The organism is Pseudomonas sp. GL_139_B (assembly GCF_057834475.1).
Genome location: NZ_CM174403.1, coordinates 2916166 through 2931824, shown reverse-complemented (window position 1 = coordinate 2931824; position 15659 = coordinate 2916166). Strand labels below are relative to the sequence as shown.

The window sequence follows — 15659 nt, the reverse complement described above, 5'->3', positions numbered from 1 at the left end:
AAAGCAGGTGAGGAAGCGGTAAGGCCAGCATAGACGCTGATTTAACAGTGCGACGTGATCTGTGTGCTCTGCATCGCAGCACTTCGAAAAAAAAGTGCAAATGCAGCACATCGAACCCAAATCCACGCCTGAATCTACGCAACCATGCCCTCACGCTATCCGGAGGAGATAGGTCGTGCGCAAAATGGCGGAAGGCAGCCGGAGTCGAACCGGCCCGGGAACGGATGCCGTCCCCAACCGGGTTTGAAGCCCGGCCGCGCCACCGGGCGCGATTGCCTTCCTTGAAGTCAGTCGTCTTTCTGTTGGGCCAAGGCACTGTCGAGACGGATTTGGCGCTTGTCGCCCAGGCGTCGGGTCAGGCCGATGCGATCGAAGTACTCCAGAATCTGAATGCTGCGCTTGCGACCCAGGCCGACCGCATCGCGAAACGCTGCGACTTGAATCACCGGGTTGTGCTCGGCCAGTTGCAAGAGCATAGCCGCCAATCGACGGATCATTGCATCGGTGTAGAACAGGTCCCGGACCACTTGATGCAGCAGCCCCAGTCGCGCCATTTTGCGCAACAACAGGCGTACGGTCGCCTCGTCATTCCCCAGTTTTCGCACCCATGGAGGATCGAACCCGGCCTGTTCGAACAGCGGTTGTATGCGCTGCCACAGCGCTTCGTCCTCTTCACTCAAGCGCACTTGATGACCGGGTAAATGCAGCCACGGCCCACTGGTGGCGAGGGCGCCGCTGGCGAGTAATTCGTCGAGCAGGCAGATGAAGGTCGGGCGTTCCATCACGGTTGCAGCGAAGCGACGCAGGCGATCCCGGTCCGGGCCCATTTGATCCGGCTCAAGTTGATGGAAGTGTGCGAGGTGTTCCAGTAACGGAGCTTTCAGGGCTTCCCAACGCGCTGCGCTGAACAGTAACGGACCTTGGCGGGTCTCGATCAAGCGCACGTCATCGGGCAATACCCAGGTTGCGCGCGGACGGTTGAACTGACGCTCCAGTTGCCGAGGATCGAGGCCGGAGTCGCTATTGGCCAACAATGTTGGCAAGAGTTCTTCCAGCGAATTATTGGTGGCCAGACCCTGTAACTGCGCCAGGCGTTCGGGGCTGCGTCGGTGTCGGGACGGGGCAAACGGGTCGAGCACCCGGCCCCCGCCGAGGGTTCGTTGTGCGCTCTGATCCCGCAGGATCAACGGATCGCCTTTCACCGCCTGAACCGGAGCATTGAGCAGAATTTGCGCAAGCATCCGCCCACCCGGCGCCAGGCTTGCGCCTTCCAGCAGCGCCACCCGCCCTGTCACGTCCTGAGTGCCGAGGTGCACATGCACCGGCTGAAAATGTTCGAAAGTCTTGGCTTCGCTGGTCAGCAAACGCAGGTCGATGTCCAGTCGCTGAGTCGGTGCATACAGCCACTCGGCCAGCAGCCATTGGCCACGGTGAATATGCTCCAGCGCCAAACGCTCGGCACTCAGGTTCAATGCGACGCGTTGCCCGGCATACGCGCAGTTTGCCGCTTGATTTTGCGCATGCAAACCTCGTACACGCACAGGCTTGCCTAGCGGGCTGAGCACCAGTGTGTCGCCCACCGTCACTTGCCCGGACAGTGCCGTGCCGGTCACCACGATGCCGGCGCCAGCCACGCTAAAGGCCCGATCAATGGCCAGACGAAAGCCGCCACTGGTGCTGCGTTGAAGGACATTACGCTGTGCATCGAGTAGCGCCTGGCGCAGCGCCTCGACGCCCTCCCCGGTCACACTCGACAGCGCGATCTGTGGCGCATCGGCATAGGGGCCGGGCGCCAGTAGCGTTGTCAGCTGTTCATGGACGGTTTGCACCCGGGGCGGCTCGACCCGGTCGCATTTACTGATCGCCACCAGCGCCCGGGGAATGCCCAACAGTTCAACGATGGCCAAGTGTTCGCGGGTTTGCGGCATCACGCCGTCATCCGCAGCGACCACCAGCAACACCAGATCGATGCCCTGCGCTCCGGCCAGCATGTTGTGGGTGAAACGCTCGTGACCGGGTACGTCGATGAACCCGGTCAACTCGGCGCCCGGTTCGAGCGCCGCATACAAGTAGCCGAGGTCGATGGTCATGCCGCGTTCGCGTTCTTCGCGGCGACGGTCGCCGGCCTGCCCCGTCAGCGCCTGCAGCAGCGCGGTCTTGCCGTGATCGATGTGCCCTGCGGTGCCGACGATCACCCTGGCACCTTCAGTTGATCGAGTTGGGCCAGCCAGGCTATTTCGTCGTCCAGTTGGCGCAGGTCCAGCCACAGTGCGTCGTCGTCGATGCGCCCCAGCACCGGAATGGCCAACTGGCGGAATGCGGCCTCCAGCCCCAGCAACTGCCGCCCGCGCAGACGTTTGGACACCTTCGGCTGCAGGCATAACGCGGCGCTGGGCAAGCGCGCCACCGGTTGGCTGCCGCTGCCAATCATGCCCAGCGCCGGCAGCGCACTGACACTCCAGCCTTCACCCAAAGCGAGCACCAGCGAAGGTTGCAGCCGTTCAGCCTGGGCGAGGATATCGGCCTGCGGGCGGGTCAGCAGGCGCAGGCTTGGCAGACGTTCGGCCAGGCGCACCGGATCGCGGTACAAACCCAACACCGCTTCGAGTGCGGCCAGGGTCAGTTTGTCGACCCGCAGTGCGCGTTTGAGCGGGTTTTTCTTGATCTTCGCGATCAGGTCTTTGCGTCCGACAATCAACCCGGCCTGCGGCCCCCCCAACAATTTGTCGCCACTGAAGGTGACAATGTCCGCGCCATCGAGCAGCGCCTGGCGCACCGTCGGCTCAGCGGGCAGGCCCCAGCGGGTCAGGTCCAGCAGGCTGCCGCTGCCGAGGTCTTCGAGCAGTGGTAACCCATGCTGGTGCGCCAACTGCGCCAGTTCGGCGGTCGGCACCCGTGCGGTGAATCCTTCAATGCTGTAATTACTCGCATGCACGCGCATCACCAGACCGCTGCGCGGGCCGATAGCCGCTTCGTAATCACGGGCATGGGTGCGGTTGGTGGTGCCGACTTCATGCAACCGGACCCCGGCACGCGCCATGATGTCGGGAATGCGGAAGGCGCCGCCGATTTCAATCAGCTCGCCTCGGGAAATAATCCCTTCCTTGCGCGCGCCCAGGCTGTTGAGGGTCAGCAGCACCGCCGCCGCGTTGTTGTTGACTACCGTCACCGCTTCGGCGCCGGTCAATTCGCGGATCAGGTCTTCGATCAGGTCATCACGGTCGCCGCGCTTACCACTGTGCAGATCAAATTCGAGATTGATCGGATAGCGCGCGGCCATTTGCACCGCTTCGATGGCAACTTCGGGGAGCAGCGCCCGGCCGAGGTTGGTGTGCAGCACGGTCCCGGTCAGGTTGAACACCCGTCGCACATGGCTTTGGTGATGTTGGGCCAGCCGCTCACCCGCTCGCCCCGCCAATACCTGCGGGCTGATTTCCACGGCACTGAGTTGCCCGGCCAGCACCGGCTCGCGCAAGTCATCGAGCAACTGCCGCAGGCTCGCCAGCAGCGAATCCCGGCCATAGCGCTCGGCCAGTGGTTGGCAGGCGGGATGACGCAGCAAACCGTCGATGGAAGGCAGCCGCAAGGTTTGACTGGCGGAGGTTGAAGGCATCCGGCGCTCCTGGAAACGATTGACCGTCGCGCCTGAGTGTAGATGCGTTCAGTCACCCCCGGGTGCCAGCAGCAGATTGGGTGCCGGCCGCAGGTAGCCTTCCTGTTCCAGACGCATGTCGAGCATCAGGCTGGCCAAGTCCGCCGACAGCGCTTCGGCCTCGGCGTCGTTTTCCAGGTAAAGCAGTTTCAGGTAACTGCGACAGCCCGGACAGGTTTCGGCGCGCAACGGCGCCTGATTGGCGGCGTGGCGGTCGTCGTCGAGACTGATGTATTCCAGGCCTTTGCTTTGTTCGCAATACACGCATTTGACCCGCACCACATGCCATTCGCAGGCACACAACGAACACACCAGATAACGCAACCCGTTGTGTTTGCCACGGTGGCGAATCACGCCAGCCATCGCCGGCGAACCGCAGGCCGGGCATTGGCTGAGGCTGTCACCAGGTTTCAGTGCAAGGTCCGGCGTGTTCAGCAACCAGTGACTCCAGGCCGCTTGCAACGCGGCGCCGAGAAACGGCACCAGCGCCGCGGGCAGCAGCGTGAATTGGCCGCTGACCAACGCCACCGCCCAGGCTTTGCGTTGCCCGGCGTCGGTACTGCGCAATGTCGTCAGGGCTTGTTCTACCGCTGATTGCGGCGCAGGTCGGTAGCGTTGCAACAAGGCGTCGAGGTACGGCAACCAATGCCCCTCGCGCACCAGACTGTCGGCGGCAAGCGGTGGCAGGCCGTGCTCTTGGCATAACTTGATTCGCTCGGGATCAGGCAGGGTGGCAATGGGCGGATCGTCCATCAATTGCTGCTGCACGTGACACAGGCCGGCCACCAGGCGCAGGTAATCGGCCAACGGATGCGCCTCGGCCAACCGCTCCAGCCGTAATGCGCGCAAGGTGAACAGGTTATGCGGCGGCAGGTACAGAAACGGCGGTGAACTCGCCGCCGCTTCAATCTCTCCAGGCTCAAGAATGGTCGGCAAGTGCTTATCCTTTTTTACTGATCGGCCGGTCGGGGTGCTCGTCGCGGGTCACTTCGCGGTACCAGAGTTCATGGTGTTTTTTTGCCCAGGCGCGGCTGACCCAGCCATGCAGCATGGCGCTGACCGAGCCCTTGATCCAGATCCCGGCGTAGATGTGCACGATAATGCTCAGCACCAGCACAAACCCGGCCAACGCATGCAGCAGCATCGCCCAACGTATCGCGGTGATGCCAAAAAAAGCGCTGAAATACGCGCGCCAGATCACCAGTCCGCTGAACAGCAGCACCAGCATGCAGGCCAGCAAGGTCCAGAACAGCAGCTTCTGTCCGGGGTTGTACTTGCCAACGGGCGGCACGCCCTCCTCTTCGTTTTTAATCACCCGCCCGACTCGCTTCAGCCACAAGCGATCATTGGTAATGAAAAAATTCGCTCGCCAGAAACGCAGCACCAATCCAAGGAACAGCACGAACATCACCACGCCCAAGAACGGGTGCAGGATACGTGTCCACGGGCCACCGCCAAACAGATTGCTGAGCCAGAACAACGCCGGATGAAACAGCGCCAACCCGGAGAGTGCCGCCATGAAAAACAGGATCGCCACCAGCCAGTGATTGGTGCGCTGGCCGGTGGTGTAGCGCAGGATCGTTTTGTTGCTCATGGCCTGTCCTCCCGCCGCGGATCATAGGTATGAACCGATGGATCAACCTCATGCACGGCCGGGTCCTTGCCTGGGGGATGTTCGTCCTCTTCGACCACCTGCGGCCCGATGCGCACGTAATGGAAGAACCCGGCCAGCACCGCCAGGCCCATGGCCAACAGGCCTAACGGTTTGCTCACGCCTTTCCACAACCCTACCAGCGGACTGATCGCCGGATCTTTCGCCAGCCCGGCGTACAGCTGCGGCGTGTCCGCGTGGTGCAGCACGTACATCACGTGCGTTCCGCCGACACCGGCCGGGTCGTACAGGCCGGCGTTTTCAAAACCCCGGCTTTTCAGATCGACGATCCGTTCGGCGGCGTGTTCTTTCATGTCTTCCTTGGTGCCAAACACAATCGCCCCGGTCGGGCAGGTTTTCACGCAGGCCGGTTCCAGCCCGTATTCGACCCGATCCGAACACAACGTGCATTTATAAGCCTTGTGATCCTTTTGCGAGATCCGCGGAATGTTGAACGGGCAGCCGGTGATGCAATAGCCGCAGCCAATGCAGTGGTCCTGGTTGAAGTCGACAATGCCATTGGCGAGCTTGACGATCGCCCCCGGACTCGGGCACGCCGCCAGGCAACCGGGTTCGGCGCAATGCATGCAACCGTCCTTGCGAATCAGCCATTCGAGGTTGCCGGCATCGTTTTCATGCTCGGTGAAGCGCATCAGTGTCCAGGTTTCTGCGCTCAGGTCTTGTGGGTTGGTGTAGGTGCCAAGGTTGTGGCCGACTTCGTCGCGCAGTTCGTTCCATTCCGAGCAGGCGACTTGGCACGCCTTGCAGCCGATGCACTTGGTGGTGTCGATCAGCTTGGCCACTTCCTCCTGATTGCGCACCGAAGGCGACGGAGTCGTGGTGGCCGACCGGGCAATGATGTCTTGGCTGGCCATTTAGACTTTCTCCACATTGACCAAAAATGATTTGGATTCCGGAGTCTGCGTGTTGCCATCGCCGAGAAACGGCACCAGCGTGTTGGTCAGATATCCGTGGCGCGTGAGACCGGTAAACCCCCAGTGCAACGGGATACCGATCTGGTGCACTACCTGGCCGTTGACCTGCAATGGTCGAATCCGCTTGGTCACCACCGCCACCGCTTCAATGTGCCCGCGCTTGCAACTGACGCGCACGCGATCGCCGGCGACGATGCCTTTCTCCTTGGCCAGCACCTCGCCGATTTCGACGAACTGCTGCGGCTGGGTAATCGCGTTGAGCTTGCAGTGCTTGGTCCAGAAGTGGAAATGCTCGGTCAATCGGTAGCTGGTGCCCGCGTACGGGTAATCCTTGGCCACACCAAGGGAATCCCACACCGAATCGAAGATCCGCGCTGCCGGGTTGCTGGTGGCTTTTTTGTTGTCCGGGTGCAGCGGATTGATACCGATGGGCGTCTCGAACGGCTCGTAATGCTCAGGAAACGGGCCTTCGTTCATCTTGTCGACGGCGAAGAACCGCGCCACGCCTTCGGGGTTCATGATGAACGGATTCATCCCCGCTTCCGGCGGCACGTCGGCCTTGTAGTCAGGCACATCGGTGCCGCCCCAGACTTTGCCGTTCCACCACACCAGGCGTTTTTTCGGATCCCACGGGTTACCTTTCAGGTCTGCAGACGCGCGGTTGTAGAGAATGCGTCGGTTCGCCGGCCAGGCCCACGCCCATCCCTGTTGTTGGTGCATGCCCCACGGGTCGCTGTTATCGCGACGGGCCATCTGATTACCGGACTCAGTCCAGCTGCCGCAGAAAATCCAGCAGCCGGACGCGGTGCTGCCGTCATCCTTGAGCTGACTGAACGCAGCCAATTGCGCATTACCCTTGATCGCCGCCCCCGTGGCATCGGTGAAGTCAGTGGTGGCGTAGCCGTTGATTTCCTTGGCCAGTTCTTCCGGCGAGGGTTCGTCGGCAATCTTGTACTGCCACGACAGTTTGAGGATCGGGTCGGGATAAGCGCCACCCTGCGCCTGATAGCGCTGACGCAAACGCAGAAACAGCTCTGCCATGATCCGAATGTCGGTTTGCGCTTCACCCGGGCCGTCGGCGCCTTTCCAGTGCCATTGCAGCCAGCGGCTACTGTTGACCAGCGAGCCGTCTTCCTCGGCAAAACAGGTGGTGGGCAGGCGAATCACTTCGGTTTGGATGTCGGCGCTTTTCACATCGTTGTACGGCCCGACATTGCGCCAGAACTCTGAAGTTTCGGTGGCCAGCGGGTCCATCACCACCAGCCATTTGAGTTTGGCCAGTGCCGCCATCACCCGGTTTTTATCGGGCAACGCTGCGATGGGGTTGAAGCCTTGGCACATATAGCCGTTGACCTTGCCCTGGCCCATCATGTCGAACACTTTGAGGATGTCGTAGTTGGGAATGTCCAATTTCGGCAAGTATTCGTAGGCCCAATTGTTCTCGGCCGTGGCATTGCCGCCATACCAGGCTTTCATCAGGCTGACGTGGAACTTGCTGTAGTTCTGCCAGTAGGACAACTGCCCCGGGCGCAACGGTTTTTGCGTGCGCTTGGTGATATAGGCGGCGTAGTCCTGCTCGGCGTCGCCCGGCAATGTGAGGTAACCCGGCAGCGAGTTGGACAGTAACCCGAGGTCAGTCAGGCCCTGGATATTGGAGTGACCGCGCAAGGCATTCACGCCCCCGCCCGGCATGCCGACGTTGCCCAGCAGCAATTGCACCATTGCCGCGCTACGGATGATCTGCGAGCCGATCGAGTGCTGGGTCCAGCCCAGTGCATAGAGGATGGTCATGGTCTTGCCCGGTACCGAGCACGTGGCGATTTCATCCCAGATTTTTTGCATGGCATCGACTGGCATGCCGCAAATCTGGCTCGCCAGGTCAATGTTGTAACGGCTGTAATGGTGCTTCATCAATTGATAGACGCACCGTGGGTCTTGCAGGGTCGGGTCGACTTTGACAAAGCCGTCTTCACCGAGCTCATAGCCCCAGCCGGACTTATCGGTGTAGGTGCGCTTGGCCGCGTCATAACCGCTGAAAATCCCGTCCTCGAAGCCATACCCGGCTTTGACGATGAACGACACGTCGGTGTAGTTGCGCACGTATTCGTGCTGGATTTTGTCCTCGGTCAGCAAGTAATTGATCAGCCCACCCATGAAGGCGATGTCGGTGCCGGTGCGAATCGGCGCGTAATAGTCGGCCACCGAGGCGGTGCGGGTAAAACGCGGGTCGACCACGATCAATCGCGCGTTGTTGTGCACCTTGGCTTCCGTCACCCATTTGAAACCGCACGGGTGCGCTTCTGCTGCGTTGCCGCCCATCACCAGAACCAGATTCGCGTTGGCGATATCGGTCCAGGTATTGGTCATGGCACCACGGCCGTACGTCGGGGCAAGACTTGCCACCGTCGGGCCGTGTCAGACACGCGCCTGGTTATCAAACCCCAGAATGCCGAGACTGCGAATGACCTTGTGGGTGATGTAGCCCGCTTCGTTGGACGCCGCCGATGCTGCGAGGAAACCGGTGGTGAGCCAGCGGTTCACCGTTTGGCCCTGGGCATTCTTCTCGATGAAATTGGCGTCGCGGTCGGCCTTCATCAGGTCGGCGACGCGATCCAGCGCTTCATCCCAGGAGATACGCGTCCATTCGCTGCTGCCTGGCTTGCGGACCTGCGGGTATTGCAGGCGATCGGGGCTGTGAATGAAATCCAGCAGGCCCGCGCCTTTGGGGCAAAGGGTGCCGCGGTTGACCGGGTGGTCGGCGTCACCTTCGAGATGGATGATGTTTTGCGCGACATTCTTGGCGGCATCGCCCTGGCTGTACATGATCACACCGCAACCCACCGAGCAATACGGGCAGGTGTTACGGGTTTCATGGGTGGCGGCAAGCTTGAAGTGGCGCACCTGCTCGGCGAAGGCAAGCGTGGGGGCCATGCCCAACGCGCCCAAGCTCGAGCCTGCAAGGCCGATACCAGCGACTTTGAAGAACTGACGACGGCTGAGGTCCATCGTGCACTCCTGATCAGGTGGAAATCCGGGATTTGGCCGGACTTTCTAAGCAATCACGGTGGCGGCAGACGGACTGCCGACACTTGAAACTCTAGTCAATGCAGGCTTGCCCTGTGTGAAAACCGACCGTCGGACGTTTGCTCGCATCTGCTTCAATCGGCACGGTCATTGTAGGAGCGGCGGGGGTAGCCATTTCATTAGGGGGGTGTTGTGCAAACCATTCATAGTCATCGCGAGCAGGCTCGCTCCCACAGGGATTGGCGATTATCATGGCCGGCATCACCCACCCGCTGTTACGAGACCGCGCATGACTTTCGATTTTGATCAGGTGTTCGACCGCCATAACACCGGTAGCACCAAATGGAGCCGCTACCCGGCCGACGTGCTGCCGATGTGGGTGGCCGACATGGATTTTGCCGCGCCGCCGATGATCATCCAGGCCCTGCAAAAACGCCTGGAACACCCGATGGTCGGCTACAGCGTGGCCCCGGATGACTTACGCGAAGCGATCGTCGCCGACCTCTGGAACAAATACGCCTGGCGCGTCGAATCGCAAGAGCTGATCTTTTTGCCGGGAGTCGAGTCGGGCTTCAACATGGCGCTCAAGGCGCTGGTCCAGCCGCAACAGAACGTCGTGGTGCAGGTGCCCAACTATCCGCCATTGCGCCACGCACCAGGCCACTGGGGCCTGAACAAGGTCGAACTGAATTTCGATGAACAGACTGACGGTACGTACACCACACCGCTCGCCAGCCTTAGCCAGTCACTGCAAGGTGGCGGCGCGTTGCTGCTGAGCAATCCGCACAACCCGCTGGGCAAAGCCTTCCCGCGGGACGAATTGCAAGCGATTGCCGATATCTGCCTGGAACAGGGTGCCTGGATCATCTCGGACGAAATCCACGCCGAGCTGTGCTTCGACGGGCGCAAGCATGTTCCGATGGCAACGCTGAGCCCGGACATCGCTCGGCATACGATCACGCTGATGTCGGCGAGCAAGGCCTACAACATCGCTGGCCTGAAAACCTCGTTCATGATCATTCAGGACCGCGAGCTGCGCGAGAAGGTCAACCACGCTCGTTGCGGCATGGTCGACAGCGTCAACCCGCTGGGCCTGTTAGCCACCCGCGTCGCCTACAGCGAAGCCGGGCCATGGCTGGCGGAGCTGAGCGCCTACCTGCAAAGCAACCGCGATTACCTGGTCGACGCCGTCCGCACACGCCTGCCGGGCGTCACCATGAACGTGCCGCAAAGCACCTACCTGGCGTGGCTGGATTGCTCGGCGCTGGGGCTGGACAACCCGCAGCAGTTCTTCTTGGAACAGGCCAAAGTCGGTTTGAGCCCCGGCCTGGATTTCGGCGATGACGCCCGGCAATTCGTGCGCCTGAATTTCGGCTGCCCACGAGTGTTGCTTGAAGAAGGCATTGCGCGGATGGAGCGCAGTTTGCTCAACCGCAAGGCCTGACAAACACAACCAGTTTCCCCTGTAGAAGCGAGCTTGCTCGCGAACGCGGTGTTCCAGTCGACATTGATGTTGACTCATGCGCCGCCTTCGCGGGCAAGCCCGCTCCTACCGGGAGATTTGTGTGTGATTTGAATGGTGTCGGCATCTCAAATCCAACCGAACTCAAGACAAAACCTCAGGGTCAACCCTTTGACCCGATTGTCTTGTTGGTGGAGATTGATGATGACTGACTATCCCAAACCACCCTTCCCCAAACAACATCAGCCCGTCCCTGGCTCCCAGCGGAAAATCGAGCCTGTCCCTGATTGCGGCGTGCAGTCTGCCCGGCAAGTCAAGACATGAGCTTCATCCTATGGGTGGCGGTGCTGGGTGCCGTGCTGCTGACGCTGGCATTGACGTCGTCGTACCTGCGCTGGATGCCGGTGACCACGTCGGCGGTGTGCCTGGTGCTGGGTGCTGCGATTGGGCCGGGCGCGATGGGCTTGTTGAAGTTGAACACCAACGACGCTGCTGACTGGATGGAGCACCTGACGGAAGTTGCGGTGCTTTTTTCTTTGTTTGTCTGCGGGCTGAAATTACGTTTACCGCTCAAAGACAAGACGTGGCGTATCGCATTCGGGCTGGCCGGACCAGTGATGGTCTTGACCATTGGCGGTGTTTGTTTGCTGTTGCACTACGGTTTCGGCGTGTCATGGGGAGCGTCGGTATTGATCAGCTCGGTGCTGGCACCGACCGACCCGGTACTCGCCGCCCTGGTGCAAGTCAACGACGCGCGGGACGACGACCGTGTGCGCTTCGGGCTGTCGGGCGAGGCCGGGCTCAACGATGGCATCGCGTTTCCATTCGTGATTTTCGGATTACTCTTGTTGCAACATGATGGCGATCCCGGTTGGGTGGTCGACTGGGCGCTTAAAAGTCTGCTCTGGGCCGTTCCCGCCGGATTGCTGACGGGTTACTGGATGGGACGTGGTATCGGGCGCGTGACGTTGACGCTGCGTATCCACAACGAAGACAGCACGCTATCCCCGAATGATTACCTCGCCCTCGCCTTGATTGCCCTGGCCTATGTCGGGGCCGAATTCATTCATGCCTATGGATTTCTCTCGGTTTTCGCTGCCGGCCTCGGCTTGCGTCAGGCCGAGGTCAAGACGGCCGGCGAGTCGTTAGAGCCCGCCGAGCACTTGGTCCAGCCAGTGGTGGGTCATCAGAACGTCGAGCCGCAACATGCCGTGCGTGGCAACACCGACCATCTTGAGGACGGCCAGGTCGCGGCAGGCATCATGATGAGTGACATGCTCGCCTTCGGCGGCCTCGTGGAACGGGCCATGGAGGTGTTTCTGGTGACGCTTCTGGGCGTGGTGCTGATCGCCCACTGGGATTGGCGCGCCCTGCCCATTGGTGGCGTGCTGTTTTGCCTGATCCGGCCGCTGAGTGTTGGGGTCATGCCGTGGGGCCGCTTGCTTGACTGGCATCAGCGCGCATTGATTGGCTGGTTCGGTATCCGTGGTATCGGTAGTCTTTATTACCTGTTTTACGCCTTGAACCATGGGCTCGGTCAGTCGGTGGCCTCGCTGTGTACCGACCTGACATTGTCGGTGGTCGCGTTGAGTATCTTGATTCACGGGATCACCACCCAACCAACCCTCGCCCGCTACGAGCGCCTGAAAAAAATTTGAATTCCTCATTTCACCCCGAAGTCACATCTTTAACCCCGCGTTGTTGTGCATCGCAGGGTCCGACAGGTTCGGTTCCACTGTGGCAACGACGCCTATTTAAAGGGACCCAGAAAAGACAAAGGTGCCGGTCATGATCCAATGTTCCTCCCCTGATCAAATCAAAGCCTGCCGGGCATTGGCCCTGGAACGTAACCGTCAGATGTTCGAAGAGGCCCAGAACCTGAGCCGATGTGCTTTCGAAATGCTTGAGGGAGGCGATCTGGATGTGGAGTTGTTTGATCGTTATCAAGTACTGCGCCGCAAAGCTGATTTGAAGTTTCAGGAAGCGATTGAGCATCTGCGCTTGCTCAACGAGGATTTTCCACCAATTCCCCTGTCCGTTAGCAACGCTCATCAGTTGCGCCAGCAGCTTGCACATCGAGCCTGAGCGTAAAAAGTAGCCCGGCGATTGCCGGGCTTCTTTATCACTGCAAGATAACGGTATTTCTGAGTTGCGCACGCTGCACCGCGAACTGCATGAGCCAAATGTCGGACTCATGCAGCCTGCATGAGCGCAGTTAGCCATCAAGCTGATTAACTGTTTGATTTGTTTTGATTAAAAACCCAATCAAAAGACGGCACGACTCCTGCTCACTTCACTCAAGCGACTATCGGCCACTGAGACCGTTCGCGCCCCCACTGTAATGACTTGAGAGACCTGACCATGAACGCCATCGATCTGTTGAAAGCTGACCACGAACGTGTAAAGGGCATCCTTAGCCAATTGAGCGAATCCACTGAACGCGGTGTTAAAAAACGCACAGAGTTGTTGGCCAAGCTGGAAATGGAAATCAGCATTCATACACGACTAGAGGAAGAAGTCCTTTATCCTGCTTACAAAAAGGCCGGTGGCAAGGAGCAGGACGTGATGTATTACGAAGCCAAGGAAGAGCACCGCACCGTGGACTCACTGGTGCTGCCGGACCTGAAAGTCACCGACCCTTCCACCCCGGAGTTTGCAGGTCGAGTCAAAGTGGTCAAGGAACTGCTGGAGCACCACATCGAGGAGGAGGAAACGGAGATGTTCCCCCAGGCGAAAAAGTTGCTGGGCAAAGCGACCCTTGAAGAATTGGGCGCGCAGATGGAAACGTTGAAGGCTCAGTACAAAAAGGAAATGAGCGACGGTAATCTCGCTGCTTGATCCTGGAAATACCACTTAACAAGAGGCCCGGCTTTTGCCGGGCCTTTTGCAGGTTCAGATTCATAAACATTCACCCGCATTACTTCATGGCCAGGGCAATGACCTCCACCAGACTGAGTTGGGTATACGGTTTGGATAAGCGCGGGAGCATGGTCGCGAAACCTTCCAGGCGTTCGGCATAACCGGTGGCAAGGATGATCGGCAGGTCGGGTTTCTTCAGCCGGATGGCCTGTGCCAATTGCGCGCCATTCATGTGTGGCATGGCCATGTCGGTGATCATCAGGTCGATGTGCGGCTCGCTCTCGAACAGCTCAAGCGCTTTCGCACCGGACATCGCAGCGATTACCCGATGCCCCAGATCCTCCAGCAACAGCCCGGTACTGGTTAACACCAGGCTGTCGTCATCCACCACCAGCACACACAGCTGCGTCGGAGACGTTGGTTGTTGTTCTTCGATGACGGGCCTGCTATCTGACGCGTGGGTGGCGACCGGGATCCACAGTTCAGCGGTGGTGCCTGTGTCTTTGCGGCTCTTGAGTATGAACCGCCCACCCAGTTGTTCAATAAAACCATGCACCATCGACAGCCCCAGTCCTGTGCCTTTTCCGACCCCTTTGGTGGTGAAAAACGGGTCCATCGCCGACGCGAGCGTTTCCTCATTCATCCCTTCGCCCGTATCGGTAACGCTCAGGCAGACATAAGAGCCTTCCTTCAGGGATAACGCTTTTTGATCGCCCGGTTCAGCGTTCCTGGCGGTGATGACAATTTCACCGCCATCGGGCATGGCATCCCGGGCATTGGTGACGAGGTTCAAAACGGCCAGTTCGAGCTGGTTGACGTCAGCCATGACCCGCTCAAGTTCTGCTGAAAAGTGCGTTTCGAGGATCACTGAAGGCCCGAGGGAACTGCGTAACAAGCCACTGATGCCTTCAATCAGCGCGGGAATTTCCACGGACTCGAACTTGAGTTCCTGACGTCTGGCAAAGGCCAGCATGCGCTGAGTCAGGGACACACCGCGCAAGGCGCCTTGGCGGGCATTGTCGATGAGACGGGTCAGTTTCGGATCGTCCCCTATCCGTTTGCGCACGATTTCCAGATTGCCGAGGATCACCGTCAGCAAATTGTTGAAGTCGTGTGCGATCCCGCCGCTGAGTTGCCCGATGGCCTGCATTTTCTGCGCCTGGAACAACGCCTCGCGAGTTCGCTCAAGGTCTTGCTGGGCCAGGGTCGCCTCGGTGATGTCACGGGTAATCTTGGCAAAACCCAAAAGCGTGCCGGTTTCGCCCCAGATCGGGTCTACCACGACGTGGGCAAAAAACCGTGTACCGTCCTTGCGCACGCGCCAAGCCTTGTTTTCGAATCGCCCCTCACGTGTCGCCGTCTCCAATGCCCGTTGAGGTTCACCGGCGGCCCGGTCTTCAGGGGTGTAGAAAATAGAAAAATGCTGACCGATGACCTCTTCCGGTCTATAGCCCTTGATGCGTTGAGCACCGGGATTCCAGTTAGTCAGTCGTCCTTCAGGGGACAGCATATAAATGGCGTAATCGGTGACGCTTTGCACCAGCAGGCGAAACTGCTGCTCGCTTTGCTTGAGGGTTTCCTCGGCCATCTTGCGGTCGGTGAGATCTCGGGTGATCTTGGCAAACCCCAGTAGCTTGCCCGACGGATCAATAATCGGATCGATGACCACGTGCGACCAGAAATGCGTGCCGTCCTTGCGCACCCGCCAGCCTTCGCCCTCGAAACGCCCTTCCCTGATCGCAGTATCCAGCGCACGCTGCGGCAAACCAGCCATGCGGTCCTGCTCGGTATAAAACCGCGAGAAGTGCTGACCGAGAATCTCTGCTTCCTCGTAGCCTTTGAATCGCCGGGCGCCAGAGTTCCAGCTGGTGATGATGCCGTCCGGATCGATCATGTAGATCGCATAATCCACCACAGCATCAATCAGCAGGCGAAAGCGCATCTCCTCGATGGAATTGGTTTTGGACGGCACATTACTCATCGATTACACCCGCGACTATCGTTTTGATGGAGTATGCGGCAAACCGTGGGTTTGGAAAGTCGCAGCACGCTTGTTCAGTGGAGTGCAGGCAGCAG

At 59.7% G+C, this 15659-nt stretch carries 11 protein-coding genes, 1 tRNA gene and 1 pseudogene; 5 read left to right on the top strand and 8 right to left on the bottom strand.

Going from position 1 to position 15659, the window contains the following annotated elements:
• Positions 1-185: 185 nt before the first annotated feature.
• The 7 genes from AC3ISI_RS13425 to fdnG all read right to left on the bottom strand — a co-directional run bounded on the left by AC3ISI_RS13425 (position 186) and on the right by fdnG (position 9244).
• Positions 186-281, bottom strand: a tRNA-Sec gene (locus AC3ISI_RS13425).
• A 6-nt stretch (positions 282-287) separates the two neighbouring features.
• The gene (selB, locus tag AC3ISI_RS13420) at positions 288-2195 is read right to left on the bottom strand and encodes a selenocysteine-specific translation elongation factor (RefSeq protein ID WP_489337389.1); all 1908 of its coding nucleotides are present in this window, start codon (positions 2193-2195) and stop codon (positions 288-290) included.
• Positions 2192-3613, bottom strand: a complete 1422-nt coding sequence (selA, locus tag AC3ISI_RS13415) for an L-seryl-tRNA(Sec) selenium transferase (RefSeq protein ID WP_489337388.1) — start codon at positions 3611-3613, stop codon at positions 2192-2194. Before selA ends, selB begins: the two co-directional genes overlap by 4 nt.
• Before the next feature lie 48 nt (positions 3614-3661).
• Entirely contained in the window at positions 3662-4588 is a 927-nt protein-coding gene (gene fdhE / locus AC3ISI_RS13410; RefSeq protein WP_489337387.1) for a formate dehydrogenase accessory protein FdhE, read from the bottom strand.
• A gap of 4 nt (positions 4589-4592) precedes the next feature.
• On the bottom strand, positions 4593-5246 hold the full coding sequence (locus AC3ISI_RS13405) for a formate dehydrogenase subunit gamma (protein ID WP_489337386.1): 654 nt from the start codon (positions 5244-5246) through the stop codon (positions 4593-4595).
• Positions 5243-6178 carry a formate dehydrogenase subunit beta gene (gene fdxH / locus AC3ISI_RS13400; RefSeq protein ID WP_489337385.1) on the bottom strand — a complete coding sequence of 312 codons (936 nt, stop codon included), beginning with the start codon at positions 6176-6178 and terminating at the stop codon, positions 5243-5245. The genes AC3ISI_RS13405 and fdxH overlap by 4 nt, the downstream gene beginning before the upstream one ends.
• Positions 6179-9244 (bottom strand): formate dehydrogenase-N subunit alpha, encoded by a 3066-nt coding sequence (gene fdnG, locus AC3ISI_RS13395; RefSeq protein ID WP_489337384.1) that lies wholly within the window; start codon positions 9242-9244, stop codon positions 6179-6181.
• Positions 9245-9551: 307 nt separating this feature from the next.
• Here fdnG and AC3ISI_RS13390 point away from each other — a divergent pair, with 307 nt between their 5' ends.
• From AC3ISI_RS13390 to AC3ISI_RS13370, 5 genes and pseudogenes are all read left to right on the top strand, one after another.
• Complete coding sequence (locus AC3ISI_RS13390; RefSeq protein ID WP_489337383.1) at positions 9552-10706, top strand: MalY/PatB family protein; 1155 nt, start codon at positions 9552-9554, stop codon at positions 10704-10706.
• A gap of 222 nt (positions 10707-10928) precedes the next feature.
• Positions 10929-11027 (top strand): annotated as a pseudogene (locus AC3ISI_RS13385) (NAD(P)-dependent oxidoreductase); the annotation flags it as partial.
• Positions 11028-11044: 17 nt separating this feature from the next.
• Positions 11045-12382, top strand: coding sequence for a cation:proton antiporter (locus tag AC3ISI_RS13380; protein ID WP_489337382.1), 1338 nt, complete (start codon positions 11045-11047; stop codon positions 12380-12382).
• A gap of 130 nt (positions 12383-12512) precedes the next feature.
• On the top strand, positions 12513-12809 hold the full coding sequence (locus tag AC3ISI_RS13375; RefSeq protein ID WP_489337709.1) for a hypothetical protein: 297 nt from the start codon (positions 12513-12515) through the stop codon (positions 12807-12809).
• A 276-nt stretch (positions 12810-13085) separates the two neighbouring features.
• Positions 13086-13562 carry a PA2171 family ribosome-binding persister protein gene (locus AC3ISI_RS13370; RefSeq protein WP_489337381.1) on the top strand — a complete coding sequence of 159 codons (477 nt, stop codon included), beginning with the start codon at positions 13086-13088 and terminating at the stop codon, positions 13560-13562.
• Positions 13563-13641: 79 nt separating this feature from the next.
• Here the strand turns inward: AC3ISI_RS13370 and AC3ISI_RS13365 are convergent, their stop codons facing one another.
• A complete protein-coding gene (locus AC3ISI_RS13365) occupies positions 13642-15564 on the bottom strand; it encodes a hybrid sensor histidine kinase/response regulator (protein ID WP_489337380.1) in 1923 nt (640 codons plus the stop codon).
• Positions 15565-15659: the final 95 nt, after the last annotated feature.